Raw genomic sequence first — 16,066 nt, forward strand, 5'->3', positions numbered from 1 at the left:
GCGCGGGGAGGGTCGCGGGCATGGCCCGCTCCTGCAGTCCTGGCGTCGGCGCCCTCGCTTTTTCAGGAGCGGGCCACGCCCGCGAACCCGAAAAGGGATCGCTGACAAAGCCCGCTCCTGCGCTCAGGTCAACATCAGAACGCGAAGCACGAACAGCCGAAGGCGCCCCAGAACCCGGCGAAGTCACTCACCGGGACATCCCTGGTGCGCGCTCGCTCGTGGCTGTGGCCGTGTACACCGCAGGAGCCGATGCACTGGTGCACGGCCTGCTGCAGCGGCGCCTGCGGGCGCCAGTGGCCGGGAACCATGGCCACCGGGGACCATTCCGGCACCACCGGGATGCTCGGCGGGGCCAGCTTGTCGAATTCGCGGTCGCCGTGGACGATCTTGCCGCCCACCACGGTGAGCACCGACTCGATGGTCTTGATCGCCTCTTCCTCGACGCTGAAGAAGTCCTCCGAGAGCACCGCCAGGTCCGCCAGCTGGCCGGCCTTGAGCATGCCCTTCTTGCCCTGCTCGCTGGAGAACCAGGCACTGCCGTGGGTGAACAGCTGGATCGCCACCTCGCGGGACAGGCCCTCCGGGTACAGGCTGAGGCCGCCCACGGTCTTGCCACTGACCATCCAGTACAGCGAGGTCCACGGGTTGTAGCTGGACACGCGGGTGGCGTCGGTGCCGGCGCCGACCGGCACGCCTTCGGCCAGCATGCGCTTGATCGGCGGCGTGGCCTCGGCGGCCTGCTTGCCGTAGCGGTCGACGAAGTACTCGCCCTGGAACGCCATGCGGTCCTGGATGGCGATACCGCCGCCCAGCGCCCTCACCCGCTCGATGTTCTTCGGCGTGATGGTCTCGGCGTGGTCGAAGAACCACGGCAGGCCGTTGAACGGGATATCCAGGTTGACCTTCTCGAACACGTCGAGCATGCGCGAGATGGACTCGTCATAGGTCGCGTGCAGGCGGAACGGCCAGCGCTGCTCGACGAGGTGGCGCACTACCGGCTCCAGTTCGGCTTCCATGGTGCCGGGCAGGTCGGGACGCGGTTCGAGGAAGTCCTCGAAGTCGGCGGCCGAGAACACCAGCATCTCGCCGGCGCCGTTGTGGCGCAGGAAGTCGGTGCCCTGGCCGTAGGTCACGCTGGAGGTCCAGTTCTTGAAGTCCGCCAGTTCTTCCTTGGGCTTCTGGGTGAACAGGTTGTAGGCAATGCGCACGGTGAGCTGGTCGGCGTCGGCCAGCTGCTGGATCACCTGGTAGTCGTCCGGGTAATTCTGGAAACCACCGCCGGCGTCGATCACGCTGGTCAGGCCGAGGCGGTTCAGCTCGCGCATGAACTGGCGGGTCGAGTTGACCTGGTACTCCAGCGGCAGCTTCGGGCCCTTGGCCAGGGTCGCGTAGAGAATCATCGCGTTGGGGCGGGCGATCAGCATGCCGGTGGGTTCGCCGTTGCTGTCGCGGACGATCTCGCCGCCGGGCGGGTTCGGCGTGTCCTTGGTGTAGCCGACGACTCGCAGCGCGGCGCGATTCAGCAGCGCGCGGTCGTACAGGTGCAGGACGAACACCGGGGTATCCGGCGCCGCCTTGTTCAGCTCCTCGATGGTCGGCAGGCGACGCTCGGCGAACTGGAATTCGTTCCAGCCACCGACCACCCGCACCCACTGCGGCGAGGGCGTGCGCTGGGCCTGCAGGCGCAGCATTTCCAGCGCGTCGGAGAGCGACGGCACGCCCTCCCAGCGCAGTTCGAGGTTGTAGTTCAGGCCACCACGGATCAGGTGCAGGTGCGAGTCGTTGAGGCCAGGGATGACGGTGCGGCGATTGAGGTCGACCAGCTGGGTCGCGGCGTCGCGGTAGGCCATCGCCTGAGCGTCGGTGCCGACGACCAGGAACTTGCCGTCGGCGATGGCCACGGCGGTGGCGTGGGGGCGTTCCGGGTCGACGGTGTGCAGCTTGCCGTTGAACAGGATCAGGTCTGCGTTGCGCTCTGCGTTGCTCATGCTCATGCCCCTCAGCGTTGCAGGAAGGCCAGCAGGTCTTCGTTGAGTTGCTGCGTGTGAGTGACGGCGAAGCCATGGGGAGCGCCGGCGTAGACCTTCAGTTCGGCGCCCTTGACCTGCTCGGCGGCCAGCTTGCCGGTGGTCTCGAACGGCACGATCTGGTCGTCGTCACCGTGGATCACCAGGGTCGGCACGTCGACCTTGGCCAGGTCGGCGCGGAAGTCGGTTTCCGAGAAGGCGCTGACGCAGTCCACGGTGCCCTTGAGCGACGCCAGCAGGGCGATGTTGAGGGTCTGGGTGAGCACGCCGTCGGAGACTTTCTGGCCGTGGTTGGTGCCGTAGAACGGCGCGGCGAAGTCGGCGATGAACTGCGCACGGTCCTGCAGCAGGCCGGCCTTGATGCCGTCGAACACGGCAGTGTCCACACCCTGCGGGAAGTCGGCGGATTGACCGAAGATCGGCGTGACGGCGCCCAGCAGCACCAGCCCGGCGACGCGGGAGGTGCCGTGGCGGCCGATGTAGCGGCTGACGTCGCCACCGCCCATGGAGAAACCGACCAGGGTGACGTCGCGCAGGTCCAAATGCTCGATCAGGCCGGCGATGTCATCGGCGAAGGTGTCGTAGTCGTAGCCGTTCCACGGCTGGCTGGAACGACCGAAACCGCGGCGGTCGAAGGCGATGGTGCGGTAGCCGCGGCTGCTCAGGTACTGCATCTGGTATTCCCACATGTCGCCGTCCAGCGGCCAGCCGTGGCTGAACAGCACGGGTTTGCCGCTGCCCCAGTCCTTGTAATAGATCTCGGTGCCGTCGCGGGTAACGAAAGTGCTCATGGAAACTCCTCTGCCTGCCATGCAGGACGATGTGGGTACGGGCGCCACGCGGGCGCCGCGGGAGGGGACGTCAAGGGAAAGGATCAATCGGCGTTGAGCCAGCCAGCGCAGCGACGGGTCACCCAGGGCATGATCAGGTAGACCACCGGAAGGACGATGCACAGGGTCACCAGCAGGTTGCTCGGCACCACCCCGGCCAGTACCGGGAAGCGCTCGAACGCAGGTCCCCAGAGTGGCGGAATGACCATGGTCAACGGGCTGATCACCAGGTAGGTGAGCAGCGCCTGCTTCCATTTCGGTGGCTGGCGCACGTTGCCGTGTTCGGGGGTGAACCAGAACTCGGCGTCGTTGTGGATCAGCGGGTGGTCGCCTTCTTCCAGCAGCGGCGAAACCTCGTCGATCAGCTCGGCGCGCTCGGCGGAGTCGATCCAGGCCTGCAGCTGCGCGGCGGCGGCGAAACGCACCACGGTGGTGTACATCGCGCCCTCGCCGTCCGGGCGGATCACGTTGACGCCCAGATGCCCCGGCTGCCGGCGCGCGGCCGACACCGTGCGGCGCAGCCAGGCCTCGTAGCTGGGCAGGGCTTCGCAACGCACCTTGTGGTGGACCACCAGCGTCACCACGCTGTTCAGATCGATGGTTTCGGCGCTCATGGGTGTTCCGGACTCATGATTGAGGTCCGGTCACTATGGCGGCGGCAACGGTCGTCCTATTGGACGCATGTGCTGGATCGGTGCCCCGGCGGATAACGCTGGCGCGTTATGCGCCCTACGCCCTGCAGCAGAAAGCGATTCAGGCGGCAGTGATGACCGGCTCGGGCAAGGTCACCTGGCGCAGGTAAGCACGCGCGGTATGGGGTACGCGGTAGCGCACCTCGCTCTCGCCCTGCTCCACCCACAACAACGACTTGTCTGCCAATTGCCGCACGGCGGCGAACACGCTCTCGCGGCACCAGCGTTTGTCGTCCAGCGAGGCGACGGCGGTGTCCAGGGTGAAGCCGTCTGCCAGCTGCGCGAGCAAGCCCAGGCAGCGCTGCTCGACGACGTCCAGCAGCGCATAGCTCCAGTCGTAGGTCGCCCGCAGGCTCTGCTGTCGGGCTGGGGCGGTGCGGCGGCCAGGCATCAGCAGTTGCATGGGGGTGTCCAGCAGCGCCGGCAGCCCGGCGAGGCCGAGGATACCCACCTGCCGCGCAGCCATCTCGATGGCCAGGGGAATACCGTCCAGGCGCCGACAGATATCGATGATTGCGCGCACCTGGCCCGGTTTGAGTTCGAAGCGGTCGCAGACCTCCCGCGCGCGCATCACGAACAACTGCACCGCCGAACTGCACATGGCCAGCGCCAGTGGCGTATCGTCCTGCGCGGGCACCTCCAGCGGCGGCAGGCGCACCACGCGTTCCCCTTCCGCGCGCAGCGGCTCGCGGCTGGTGGCAAGGATGCTCAGTGCCGGGTGCAGGCGCAGCAGGTGCTCCACCGACTCGGCGCAGCGGTCGGCGAGGTGCTCGCAGTTGTCCAGCAACAGCAGGGTCGGTTCATAGGCCGGCTCGCGCAGGAGAACGGCGAGGCTCTGGCTGAGGGAGACACCGTCCGGGTCGGCGGACAGGTCGAGAAAGCGCACCTCGCTGAAATGCCTGCCGAGCTGCTCGGCGGCGTGGATCGCCAGGGAGGTCTTGCCCATGCCGCCGGGACCGACCAGGGTGATCAGGCGCGTGGCGGGCATCTGCTTCACCACCCGCTCAAGCAGCACCTGGCGGCCGACCAGCCCCATCAGCAGGACCGGCAGGTTGCTGGCGCGCACTTCGCACGGCAGCGCTACTGCCTGCGCCGGAGCGACCACGCTCTCCACCACGCCGACGAAGCCGTAGCCGCGCAACGGCACGTTGGCAATATAGCGCTCACCCGTGCGGCCTTCGCCAAGGGCACGCCGCAGGGCGGCGATGTGCACGCGCAGGTTGATCTCCTCGACCACCGTATCGCCCCAGACCTGGGCGATGATCGTGTCCTTGCCGATGATCTCGCCGGGCTGGCGGATCAGCACCTGGAGAATGTCCAGCGCCCGGCTACCGATGCGCACCGGGCGATCCCCCTGCAGCAACTGGCGCTTGTAGGGGTGGAACTGGAAGCGACCGAACTGCAGGATGGTCTCGGTGCGGTTTTCCGTGCTTGCGCTCATGTCCTGCTCACGTCTGCGGATCTGACGGATCGCTCTACAACGGGTCTTCCAGGCGATCTGGCCAGTACCGAGGTGACGCGCCCCTGATTATTGGTCAGGGTATTTTCCCGCCCTCGTGTGACAGCGCAATTCCCGCGGGGGGAAGGATTCGGCCAACTTGGGTGCGCCGGACGGTCATCCGGCTGAAAATGCGGCGCACTGCCATCAGGCGAAGCCGAATTGCTCGCGGTACTGGCTCGGCGTCATGCCGATCCGCTCGCCGAAAACCGTACGCATGTGCCGGGGGCTGCCGAAGCCGCTGCGGCTGGCCACCTGCTTGAGCGGCAGGTCGCTGCTTTCCAGCAGCTTGCGCGCATGGTCGATCCGCGCGCTCTGCACGTACTGCATGGGCGTCATGCTCGTCTCGCGCTGGAAGGCGCGGGCGAAATTGCGCGGACTCATGGCCACCAGCTCGGCCAGGCGATTCACTGTCAGCGGCTCGTCGATGTGGTCCACCACGTGGGCCTGGGCGCGGGCGATCACCGAGCCATCGCGCACCACCGAGACCAGCAGCGGGCCGAACGGCGTCTGCCCGCCCTGGCGCTTGAGCACCACCAGCAGCACCTTGGCGACTTCCAGGGCAACGTCCTTGCCGTGGTCCTCGGCGACCACCGCCAACGCCATGTCGATGCCGGCGGTAACGCCGCCGGAGGTGATCAGGTTGCGGTCGATCACGTAGATGCGCTCGGCCTGCACCTCGGCGCGGGGATACAGCTGTGCCAGGCGGTCCAGGTAGTTCCAGTGGGTGGTGCAGCGGTAGCCGTCGAGCAGCCCGGCGGCGCCGAGCAGGAAGGCGCCGGTGCACACCGCGCCGTAGCGTTTCGCCGCGCGCGCCGCCGCCGGCAACCAGGCGTTGAGCGCCTCGTTGTTGCCGTTGTAGGCACCGGGCCCGCCGGGCACCAGCAGCAGGTCCACGCCGGCGAGCAGCGCTTCCAGCGGCAGGTCGGCGCTCATCTTCAGGCCGCTGGAGGCGCGCACGCCCTCGGGCTTCGCCGCCACCGTGAGCAAACGGTAATGCCGCTCCGGCGGCAGGTAGCGGTTGGCCATGGAGAACACCTCCATCGGCCCCGTCACATCCAGCGCCAGCACATCGTCGTACAGCACCATGGCCACTGTTTTCATTCTTCTACTCGCACGCAAACGGGGCTTGGCGGTCTCGCGTGCCCCGGTATAGGAAAAAACCACTGTACCCATTCGCCGCGCCGGCGAATCGCACGTTTGCATCATTCTGCGCCGCGCGGGCCGAGCACACAGGTCCAATAAATGCCGTGGCGGCAAAACCATAGTCTGCCCATCGAAGCGCCCCGGACACCCTTGCAGAACTGCAAAACCACCCTGCAAGGCTGTCTGTTCCGCGCCTCGCAGTGTTCGGCAAAGATGTGTCCACGGTTTGCAGCCAAGTCCTGCAGGCCGAAAAAACACTCCAGACGCCCACTTCCCACCCCACGCAATCCACCAGGAAATCCGACCATGACCGCCATCGCCAAAGCCGTTCCCGGCAAGACCCTGCTCAACCCCACCGACCACACCCTGATCATGATCGACCACCAGTCGCAGATGTCCTTCGCGACCAAGTCCATCGACGCGGTGACCCTGCGCAACAACGCGGCGCTGGTGTCCAAGGCGGCCAGGGAATTCGGCGTTTCCACCATCCTCACCACCGTTGCCGAAAAAAGTTTCTCCGGCCCGATCTTCGACGAGATCAAGTCGGTCTTCCCCGAACACAACGTCATCGACCGCACCAGCATGAACACCTGGGAAGACCCGCGCATCGCCGTGGAGGTAAACAAGTTCGGCAAGCAGAAGATCGTCCTGGCCGGCCTCTGGACTTCCGTGTGCATCGTCGGCCCGGCCCTGTCGGCCATCGACCAGGGCTTCGAGGTCTACGTGATCGCCGACGCCTGTGGCGACGTGTCCACCGAAGCCCACGAGATGGCCCTGCAACGAATGATCCAGCTGGGCGCGCGCCCCATGACCTCCCTGCAATACCTGCTGGAACTGCAACGCGACTGGGCCCGCGGCGAAACCTACGACGCGACCGTGAAGACCTCCATCGAGCACGGCGGCGCCTACGGCCTCGGCCTGATCTACGCCAAGACCATGTTCAACGCCAGCGAAGGCCACTGAGCCTGAGCAGCAGAAAGGGGCGGCATTGCCGCCCCTTTTTCATTTCCGGGATACCCACCATGCCGACCCAAGACCGTTCCGGCGCCCTGGCGCTGCTGTTCATGCGCGTAGCCGCCGCCCTCCTGCTGCTCCAGGTACACGGGCTGCCCAAGCTGCTGCACTGGCAGAACGAGCTGCAGCACATCGAAGACCCCTTCGGCCTCGGCGCCACGCCGACCCTGGCACTGGCGGTGTTCGCCGAAGTGCTCTGCCCGATCCTGCTGATCCTCGGCGTGTTCGCCCGCCTCGCCTGCCTGCCGGTAATCGCCGTGCTGCTGGTGGCACTGCTGTTCGTACACCCTCAATGGTCGCTGGAAGAAGGCCAGTTCGCCTGGTGGATGCTGATCCTCTTCGCCGGCCTGGCGATGGCCGGCCCTGGCAGCTATCGCCTCGCCCTGCCCCGCCTGGGTGAACTTCGTACGGAGCCCAGACCGTGAAAAACCTCCTGCTCCCCTGCGCACTGGCGCTTGCCTGCGTCCAGGCCCACGCCGCCGACTGGTCGCTGTTGTCACGCAACTATTTTCTCGACAACGACTACCGCAGCCCCGGTCCCAACGGCCAGAGCCTGCGCCGAGAATGGGCGCAGGGTTTCATCGGCAAGTTCAGCAGCGACGTCACACCCGGCACCGTCGGCCTGGGCGTCGATGCCCATGCCTTCCTCGGCCTGAAGCTCGACGGCGGGCACGGCCACGCCGGCACCGGCCTGTTACCACTGGACAGCCACGGCCGCAGCGAGAGCGAGTATTCCGACGCAGGCGCCGCGCTGCGCCTGGTGCATGAAAAGACTTCCCTCGCCTGGGGCGAGATGGAAGTGGAGACCCCGGTGTTCGACACCGGTGACAAGCGCCTGCAACCCGAGTACGCCACCGGCTGGTTCCTCGACGACCGCAGCCTGCCCAACCTGCGCCTGCAGGCCGGGCGCTTCACTGCCTTCAAGAATCAGGACTCCAGCTCCAGCCACGGCGAGTTCGAAGGCTACGGCGCCAGCACCCGCTTCGGCGGCCTGAGCCTGGCTGGCGCCACCTGGAGCGCGCCCGACACCAACTGGGGCGGCGCGCTCTACGCCAGCCAGCTGGACGACGTCTGGCGCCAGGCCTACGCCAACCTCAACGGCCACTTCGGTCGCTGGTCGGTGGACGCCAACCTGTACAAGACCGGCGATACCGGCAGCGCCCGCGCCGGCGAGATCGACACCCTGGCCTGGAGCCTGCAGGGCAAGGTCGCCCTGGGCAGCCATGCTCTGAGCCTCGCCTACCAGAAGATCGATGGCGATACGCCCTTCGACTTCGTCGGCGGCGACTCCATCTACCTCGCCAATTCGATCAAGTACGCCGACTTCAACGGCCCCGGCGAACACTCCTGGCAGGCGCGCTACCAGTGGGACGGCGCCAGCGCCGGTCTCGCCGGCCTGACCTTTTCCACGCGCTACGTGCGCGGCAGCGGCATCGACGGCACTCACGCCCCGTGCGGCGGCGCCTACAACCCCATGGAGGGCGGCGCCTGCCAGCCCGCCTATGGCGACGGCGGGCGCCACTGGGAGCGCGATCTCGACCTGCGCTACGTGGTCCAGTCCGGCCCGGCCAAGGACCTGGCGCTGAGCTTCGCGCAGGTCTCGCACCGCGCCAACGACGCCCAGGGTGGCGCGGATATCGACCGCATCTACGTGATCGTCGAGTACCCGCTCAAGGGTGTGTTCTGAGTCAGACGCTGGCCGGGGCGCCGGCTTCCGGCGCCGCCTTGAACAGCAGCGCTGTTTCCATCAGCAGGGCCAGCACGATGGCGCCCGCTGCCACCGCGAAGAGCAGCGCGTAATGGCCGTGGCTTGCACTGAACAGCGCCGAGTAGGCGTAGCCGGCGATGGCCTGGAAGCTGGCGAAGGACACCGTCGCGCGGCTCCAGGTGGCGTTCTGCGCGGCGTGACCGGGCACCAGCTGATGCACCCGCGCCAGCGCGAGCGGCACGATGCCCGGCGGGAACGAACCGATCACCACGCTCGCCACGCCCAGCAGGCGCAGGTCGCCGGTTTCCAGCAACAGGCCGAGGGCAATGCATTGCGCCACCAGCACCAGGCGGATCGCCGCCCGCGCACCGAGATGGTCGGCGAGGAAGCCGTAGACCACCGGCCCGACGATGGCGCCGACACCATACAGCGTCCAGATCATCGCGCCGCCGTGGGTACCGGCGCCGAGGCCCCGGGCCACGTAGTCCACCAGGAACATCATCGGCGCCACGAGTGCCGCGGCCATCAGCGCGTACTGGGCGAACAACACGTAGATGCCCGCGGAGGCGCGCACGCCCTCAACGCTGTGCGTCTGGGGATGAGCCTGCTCCTGTGGCCAGCCGAACCAGCTGCTCAGGCTGAGCACCAGGGCCAACAAACCGAGGCCGAGCCAGGTCTGCACCAGCCCCAGCGCCAGCAACAGCGGCACCAGGGTGCCAGAGGCGGCGATGCCCAGGCCGATGCCGAGGAAGATCGCCCCACTCGCCAGCCCACGCCGATTGGCGGCCACGTGCGGGAGGATGGTGCTGGCGGCCAGCACCATGATCACCCCGCCGGAAATCCCCGAGACCAGCCGCCAGAAGAAGAACCACGCCTGGTTCAGCGGCCAGGCGCAGGCGAAGAACGACAGCGTCACCAGCAGCATCATGCCGCGCAGCACCGCCGTGCTCGACCAGCGCGCCGCCAGCGGGCGCCCGGCCAGCGCCCCGACGAGGTAGCCAGCGAGATTGGCGGCGCCCAGATAAACCACGGCGGAAGCCGAGAACCAGTGCGCCTCGATCAGCGCCGGGATCAGCGGCGTGTAGGCGAAACGCGCCAGGCCGATGCCGACCAGGCTGGCGCAGAGGCCCGCCCAGATCGGCAACCAGAGGGAGCCTCGGCTGGCGAGGCGGGAAGCATCGGTATTCATGACAACCCCTATCGCGCCGTCAGGGCGGCGCCGTTGAGTGGTGATGAGGGGATCATAAAGTCGCGCAGAGATGAAATAATGCAGCTTGTTTTCATGCCAGAGCTGCATTTCTGCATCAAGAGGATTTCGCCATGATGAACTGGGACGACGCGCGGGTGTTCCTCGCCCTGTGCCGCGAACAGACCCTGCGCGGCGCCGCCCGCGTGCTCGCGGTGGACCAGGCGACCGTGGGCCGGCGCCTGGCGTCGCTGGAACGTTCGCTGGAGGCGACGCTGTTCCTGCGCACCTCGGCCGGCTACAGCCTGACCGCCGCCGGCGAGATCGCCCTGGCGGCAGCGCAGGCCATGGAGTCGTCCGCTGCCGAGCTGCAACGGCGGATCCTCGGCATGGACGACCGCATGAGCGGCGAGGTGCGGGTCACCACCACCGACTCCTTCGCCGCCGATTTCATCATCCCTGCGGTCGCCGCCCTGCACCGCGAGGAACCGGGCATCGAAGTGCAACTGCAGACCTCCACGCAGATGCTCAACCTGAGCAAGCGCGAAGCCGACATCGCCGTGCGCACCCACCAGCCGGAAAACCCTGACCTGATCGTACGACGCCTGGCACGCTGGGGCAGCGGGCTGTTCGCCTCCGCGCAGTATGTCGAGCAACGCGGGGCTCCCGAACCGGGGAGCGCCTTCGCCGGGCACGACCTGGTGGTCTATCAGCCGTACATCGACGCGGGCAAGGAAGTATTTCTCGCCTGCGAGCCGATCATCCACGGACGCATCGCCATGACCTGCACTTCCGGCTTCATGGTCCGCCGCGCCCTGGCCGCCGGCCTTGGCGTCGGGGAATTGCCGCTGCCGATGGGCGAGGCGGACGGACTGGTCCGCCTGTGGCCGGAGCGCCCGCCCCAGCCCTACGACGTGTGGCTGGTGACCCACAAGGACGTGCGCCATACCGCGCGGGTACGGGCGGTGATCGACGCCATCGCCCGGGCGTTCAGCGCCGTCGCGCCGTAGCGAGCAGCCATTGCAGGAGCGGGATATGCCCGGCACTGACGCACTCCGCTGGACGCGGACTTTGTCCGCGATCGCGGGCCTGGCCCGCACCTGCAAGGGTGCTCTGCTCAGTTCGCAGGGCGCACAACGCGCCAGCGTTGTCCGCCGCAGCTGAGCCGGCGGATAGCCTGTTCCAGGATATCCGCCCTGCGAGCTACAAGGGCGCCTGGTAAGTCTTCAGGAGAAACACACCGTAGGATGGCGTGGAGCGCAGCGATATCCATCAACCCCATGCACCAGCAGCATGGGTATCGCTCAGGCTCCACCCATCCTACAAAGGCCGAAACTCGGGCCTCAGGGCACCGGCGCGCTCATGTACTCGACCATCCGCTCGCGCAGCCAGCGCTCGGCCGGGTCGTTGTCGTGGGCGGCGCTCCAGACCAGCGAGAGCTCCGCGGGCTTGATCTCCAGCGGCGGGTCCTCGGCGCGCAGGCAGCTGTCTTCCACCAACGCGCAGGCGGCGTAGTCGGGAACGGTGGCGATCATCTCGGTGTTGCGCAGCAGCGCGCGCAGGCTGCCGAACTGCGGCACGGCCAGCACCACGCGACGGCGGCGGTCGATGCGCTCCAGGTCCAGGTCGATGGCGCCGTTCAGGTCGCCGGAGAAGGACACCATCACGTGCGGCCGTGCGCAGTATTCGTCGAGAGTCAGCGGGCCGGGGCGATCATCGCCACGCAGCACCTTCACGCCGATATCGCGCAGCTTGCGGCGCTTGGCGTTGGCCGGCAGGTCGGTGGTGTAGCTGACGCCGGCGGTGATTTCGCCAGAAGACAGCAGCGCCGGCATCAGCAGGAAATTGGCGCGGCGCACCACCACGGTGATGTTCGGCGCTTCCTGCTGCAGGCGTGCCAGCAGCGCGGGGAACAGGCCGAACTCGGCGTCGTCGGACAGGCCCAGACGGAAGATATTGCAGCTGCTCTCGGGTTCGAAGGTCTTGGCGCGGCTGACCGCGGCGGAGATCACGTCCATCGCCGGGCGCAGCTCCTCGAAGATGTGCAGCGCCCGGCTGGTGGGTTCCATGGCGCGGCCGGCGCGCACCAGCAGCGGGTCGTCGAACAGGTCGCGCAGGCGCGCCAGGGCGGCGCTGACGGTGGACTGGGTGATGAACAGCTTCTCGCCGACGCGGGTGAGGTTCCGCTCCAGCATCAGGGATTCGAAGATCACCAGCAGGTTCATGTCCAGGCGGCGCAGGTCGTTTCGGTTCATGGCTGGTCGCTCGGGGCTGTGGGAGTCGGCATCTTTGCACAAGACAAGGGTCGCGCCAGTCGATCATGAAACTGGGCTTTTTTCTTGGACGTGTGTGCTCATTCGCGTACCGTTTGGCTTAATCCGATTGAGCATCGGATCACCTTGATTTACCTTGAATTTTTTACATTCCGGAGCGGCATTTCGGCCGCCATTAGAACGAGAAGAGAGACGCCATGCCCGCACCTGCCCACCAGGTAGCGACCATGCTCGCCCCCCAGACCCACCGCCTCGTCCGGCAGCTCATGGAGGAGCTGGAAAACCAGGGCGACGGCGTACAGCAAGCCAGCCAGCGCCTTTGCCAGCATCTGCTGGAACACTACCGGGTGCCCGAGCCCTGCAACGACGGGGCGGACACGGGTGAACGCCTCGCCCTCGCCCCCTGGCAGGAGCGCAAGGCCAAGGACATTCTCGCCGGCAGCCTGCTCAGCCGCCTGTACATCGCCGATGTCGCCGAGCAATGCGGCATGTCACGCAGCCATTTTTCCCGTGCCTTCAAGCAGGCCACCGGACTTGCGCCACGGGAATGGGCGCTGCGCCTGCGCATCGACCGCGCCCGCGAGTTGCTGGCCAGCGGCGATGCGCCGATCTCCCAGGTCGGCCAGGAATGCGGCTTCGCCGACCAGTCACACTTCTGCCGCAGCTTCCGCAAGCTGGTGGGCTGCACACCGAACCGCTGGCGGCAGGCCAGTCGGGTGGGTGGGACGGAGGAAATGGCGGCGGATTCTTCGCCGGGTTGATGCGCGGACCTTGTCCGCGATCGCGGGCATGGCCCGCTCCTACAGGTTTCCGAGCAATTCCTACGCCGTTCAGGAAGCGTTCAGCTAGGAATCGAAGAACTTTGAGGTATGACAGTTCCGGTGTAATTCCCGCGGTCTAGTCTGGGGGCAGTCCCACTTTCCCAACAGGCAGGAGCCGGGAGTCAGCGCATGACTGCACCGCAAACCACCGACGGCAAACCGCGAAACACCGAATCCAAAGGCACCGACTGGTACCGCAAGAGCGTCGACCAGACCCTGGCCGACCTGCAGACCAGCGCGGAAGGCCTTTCCCCCGACGAAGCCGAGGCGCGGCTGCTGCGCGTCGGCCCCAATGCCTTGCCGGCCAAGGAGGTCGACCCCCTCTGGCTGCGCTTCGCCCGGCACTTCAACGACGTGCTGATCTACATCCTTCTGGCTGCCGCCGTGGCCACCGCGCTGATGGGCCACTGGACCGACACTCTCGTCATCCTGCTGGTGGCAGTGATCAACGCGGGCATCGGCTTCTTCCAGGAGAACAAGGCGGAGAAGTCCCTCGCCGCCCTGCGCGGCATGCTCAGCAGCACCGCCCATGTGGTGCGCAACGGCAAGAAGATCGAGATGGACGCCGCCCAGCTGGTGCCCGGCGACATCGTCATCCTGCGCCCCGGCGACAAGATTCCCGCCGACGTGCGCCTGTTCGACGTGCACCACCTGCAGGTCGAGGAATCCATGCTCACGGGTGAATCCCTCACCGTGGGCAAGCACGCCGACGCGCTGGACAAGGAAGCGCTGCTGGCCGACCGCACCAACCTCGGTTTCTCCGGCACCAACGTCAGCGCCGGCAACGCCCGCGGCGTGGTGATCGAGACCGGGCCGGCCACCGAGCTTGGGCGCATCAACAAGCTGATCGCCAACGTCGACGAGGGCGAAACCCCGTTGCTGCGGCAGATCGCCGAACTGGGCAAGCGCATCTTCCAGCTCATCATCGGCATGATGGTGGTGCTGTTCGTCATCGGCTTCTTCTGGCACGACTACCCCTTCGGCGAGCTGCTGCTGTCGCTGATCAGCCTGGCGGTGGCCTCGGTGCCCGAGGGCCTACCGGCGATCGTCTCGATCATTCTGTCGCTGGGCGTGCAGCGCATGGCGCAGAACAAGGCGATCATCCGCAAGCTGCCCACCGTGGAAACCCTGGGCGCCATGAGCGTGATCTGCTCGGACAAAACCGGCACCCTGACCATGAACGAGATGACCGTGAAGAGCGTGCTGCTCGCCAACGGTCTCTACGCGGTGGAGGGCCAGAGCTACGAGCCCAAGGGCCGCATCACCTTCGGCAGCACCAGCGATGAGCTGGACTGGTCGCAACACGCCGCGCTGGCCGACTTCATCCGCGCGGTGGACATCTGCAACGACAGCAGCCTGCAACTCAACGAGGAAGGACGCTGGGGCGTGGTCGGCGGCCCCACCGAGGGCGCGCTGAAGGTCCTGGCGCGCAAGGCGAACCTGCCGGAAATAGAGTTCCAGAAATTCGGCAAGATTCCCTTCGACTCCGCCTACAAGTACATGGCGCGGCGCTGCGACGTTGCCGGGCAGAGCCTGGTCTACCTCAAGGGCGCACCCGACGTGCTGCTGCGCATGTGCCAACAACAGCTCGGCGCCAACGGCGTGGAGCCGCTGGACCGCGAGTACTGGGAGCGCGAGATGAGCTTCATCGCCGGGCAAGGCCTGCGCATGCTCGCCGCCGCGTACAAGCCAGTGCAGCCCGATGACGGCGTGATCGACCACGAGGACGTGCGGGACGGCATGATCTTCCTCGGCGTCGCCGGCCTGCTCGACCCGCCGCGCCCAGAGGCCATCGAGGCCATCGCGCTGTGCAAGCGCGCCGGCATCCAGGTGAAGATGATCACCGGCGACCACCCGGATACCGCCGTGGCCATCGCCGGCATGCTCGGCATGGGCAACGACCTGCGCGCCATGACCGGCCAGGAGCTGGAGCAGGCCGATGACTCGCAACTGAAAGCCCTCGCCATGCAGTACTCGGTGTTCGCCCGCACCAGCCCCGAACACAAGCTGCGCCTGGTGCGCGCGCTGCAGGCCAACGAGGAAGTGGTCGGCATGACCGGCGACGGGGTCAACGACGCCCCGGCGCTGAAGCAGGCCGACGTCGGCATCGCCATGGGCATCAAGGGCACCGAGGTGACCAAGGAAGCCGCCGACATGGTGCTCACCGATGATAACTTCTCCACCATCGCCGGCGCCGTGCGCGAAGGCCGCCGGGTCTACGACAACCTGAAGAAGACCGTACTGTTCATCCTGCCGACCAACATGGCGCAGGGTCTGCTGATCGTCATGGCGATCCTCGCCGGCGCGGTGATCCCGCTGGCGCCGCTGCAGATCCTCTGGATGAACATGGCGACCTCCACCACCCTGTCCTTCGCCCTGGCCTTCGAGCCTGGCGAGCCGGGGATGATGCGCCGCCCGCCGCGCAACGCGAAGGAGTCGATCCTCAACGGCTTCGCGGTCTGGCGGGTGCTCTACGTGGGTGGCCTGCTGACCGCCGCGGCCTTCCTGCTGGAAGCCTGGATGGTCAGCAACGGCCAGGACACCGACCACATCCGCACCATGATCCTGCACACCCTGGTCACGGCGCAGTGGGCCTACCTGTTCAACTGCCGCCTGCAGGAGGAGTTTTCGCTGAACACCGCGCTGCTGCGCAACGGCGCGCTGCTCACCGTGACCCTGGCGCTGATCCTGCTGCAGTGCTTCGTGATCTACGTGCCCTTCATGCAGACCGCCTTCCACACCGTCGCCCTGCCCTTCAGCGGCTGGCTGATCTCGTTAGGGATAGGTATCGCGGTGTTCTTCGCGGTGGAACTGGAGAAGCTGGTGATACGTCGCTGGAAGGCATCGCGCGGAGGATGCAACTGACGTAGG

General features: G+C 66.9%; 13 protein-coding genes. 6 read left to right on the forward strand and 7 right to left on the reverse strand.

Annotation, left to right across the window (positions count from 1 at the left end; translation table 11 throughout):
• Window positions 1-134: 134 nt before the first annotated feature.
• From IB275_RS17590 to IB275_RS17610, 5 genes are all read right to left on the reverse strand, one after another.
• On the reverse strand, window positions 135-1,988 hold the full coding sequence (locus IB275_RS17590; protein WP_192295790.1) for an amidohydrolase: 1,854 nt from the start codon (window positions 1,986-1,988) through the stop codon (window positions 135-137).
• An 11-nt stretch (window positions 1,989-1,999) separates the two neighbouring features.
• Window positions 2,000-2,818, reverse strand: coding sequence for an alpha/beta fold hydrolase (locus IB275_RS17595; protein ID WP_192295791.1), 819 nt, complete (start codon window positions 2,816-2,818; stop codon window positions 2,000-2,002).
• 83 nt (window positions 2,819-2,901) lie between these two features.
• The gene (locus IB275_RS17600; RefSeq protein ID WP_138216777.1) at window positions 2,902-3,471 is read right to left on the reverse strand and encodes a putative antibiotic biosynthesis monooxygenase; all 570 of its coding nucleotides are present in this window, start codon (window positions 3,469-3,471) and stop codon (window positions 2,902-2,904) included.
• Between the two features lie 139 nt (window positions 3,472-3,610).
• Window positions 3,611-4,990, reverse strand: coding sequence for an ATP-binding protein (locus IB275_RS17605; protein ID WP_192295792.1), 1,380 nt, complete (start codon window positions 4,988-4,990; stop codon window positions 3,611-3,613).
• Window positions 4,991-5,194: 204 nt separating this feature from the next.
• On the reverse strand, window positions 5,195-6,151 hold the full coding sequence (locus tag IB275_RS17610; protein WP_167523198.1) for a GlxA family transcriptional regulator: 957 nt from the start codon (window positions 6,149-6,151) through the stop codon (window positions 5,195-5,197).
• A gap of 348 nt (window positions 6,152-6,499) precedes the next feature.
• Between IB275_RS17610 and IB275_RS17615 the strand changes: the two genes are divergently transcribed.
• From IB275_RS17615 to IB275_RS17625, 3 genes are read left to right on the forward strand one after another with little or no spacing between them, the layout of a single operon-like run.
• Complete coding sequence (locus tag IB275_RS17615) at window positions 6,500-7,156, forward strand: hydrolase (protein ID WP_151187302.1); 657 nt, start codon at window positions 6,500-6,502, stop codon at window positions 7,154-7,156.
• Window positions 7,157-7,215: 59 nt separating this feature from the next.
• Window positions 7,216-7,632, forward strand: coding sequence for a DoxX family protein (locus IB275_RS17620; protein WP_081520540.1), 417 nt, complete (start codon window positions 7,216-7,218; stop codon window positions 7,630-7,632).
• Window positions 7,629-8,894, forward strand: a complete 1,266-nt coding sequence (locus tag IB275_RS17625; protein WP_192295793.1) for an OprD family porin — start codon at window positions 7,629-7,631, stop codon at window positions 8,892-8,894. Before IB275_RS17620 ends, IB275_RS17625 begins: the two co-directional genes overlap by 4 nt.
• Before the next feature lies 1 nt (window position 8,895).
• On the opposite strand, the gene IB275_RS17630 is transcribed toward IB275_RS17625, so the two are convergent.
• Window positions 8,896-10,104 carry a YbfB/YjiJ family MFS transporter gene (locus tag IB275_RS17630; RefSeq protein ID WP_192295794.1) on the reverse strand — a complete coding sequence of 403 codons (1,209 nt, stop codon included), beginning with the start codon at window positions 10,102-10,104 and terminating at the stop codon, window positions 8,896-8,898.
• Between the two features lie 134 nt (window positions 10,105-10,238).
• On the opposite strand from IB275_RS17630, the gene IB275_RS17635 reads away from it, so the two are divergent.
• A complete protein-coding gene (locus IB275_RS17635) occupies window positions 10,239-11,111 on the forward strand; it encodes a LysR family transcriptional regulator (RefSeq protein ID WP_192295822.1) in 873 nt (290 codons plus the stop codon).
• Window positions 11,112-11,444: 333 nt separating this feature from the next.
• Here IB275_RS17635 and IB275_RS17640 read toward each other — a convergent pair whose 3' ends face one another.
• Window positions 11,445-12,356 carry a LysR family transcriptional regulator gene (locus tag IB275_RS17640; RefSeq protein WP_192295795.1) on the reverse strand — a complete coding sequence of 304 codons (912 nt, stop codon included), beginning with the start codon at window positions 12,354-12,356 and terminating at the stop codon, window positions 11,445-11,447.
• A 215-nt stretch (window positions 12,357-12,571) separates the two neighbouring features.
• Here IB275_RS17640 and IB275_RS17645 point away from each other — a divergent pair, with 215 nt between their 5' ends.
• Both IB275_RS17645 and IB275_RS17650 read left to right on the forward strand, forming a co-directional pair.
• On the forward strand, window positions 12,572-13,135 hold the full coding sequence (locus IB275_RS17645; protein ID WP_192295796.1) for an AraC family transcriptional regulator: 564 nt from the start codon (window positions 12,572-12,574) through the stop codon (window positions 13,133-13,135).
• Window positions 13,136-13,324: 189 nt separating this feature from the next.
• On the forward strand, window positions 13,325-16,060 hold the full coding sequence (locus IB275_RS17650) for a cation-transporting P-type ATPase (protein WP_192295797.1): 2,736 nt from the start codon (window positions 13,325-13,327) through the stop codon (window positions 16,058-16,060).
• Window positions 16,061-16,066: the final 6 nt, after the last annotated feature.

The sequence above is a fragment of the Pseudomonas sp. PDM21 genome (genome assembly GCF_014852505.2).
Classification (GTDB): Bacteria; Pseudomonadota; Gammaproteobacteria; order Pseudomonadales; family Pseudomonadaceae; genus Pseudomonas.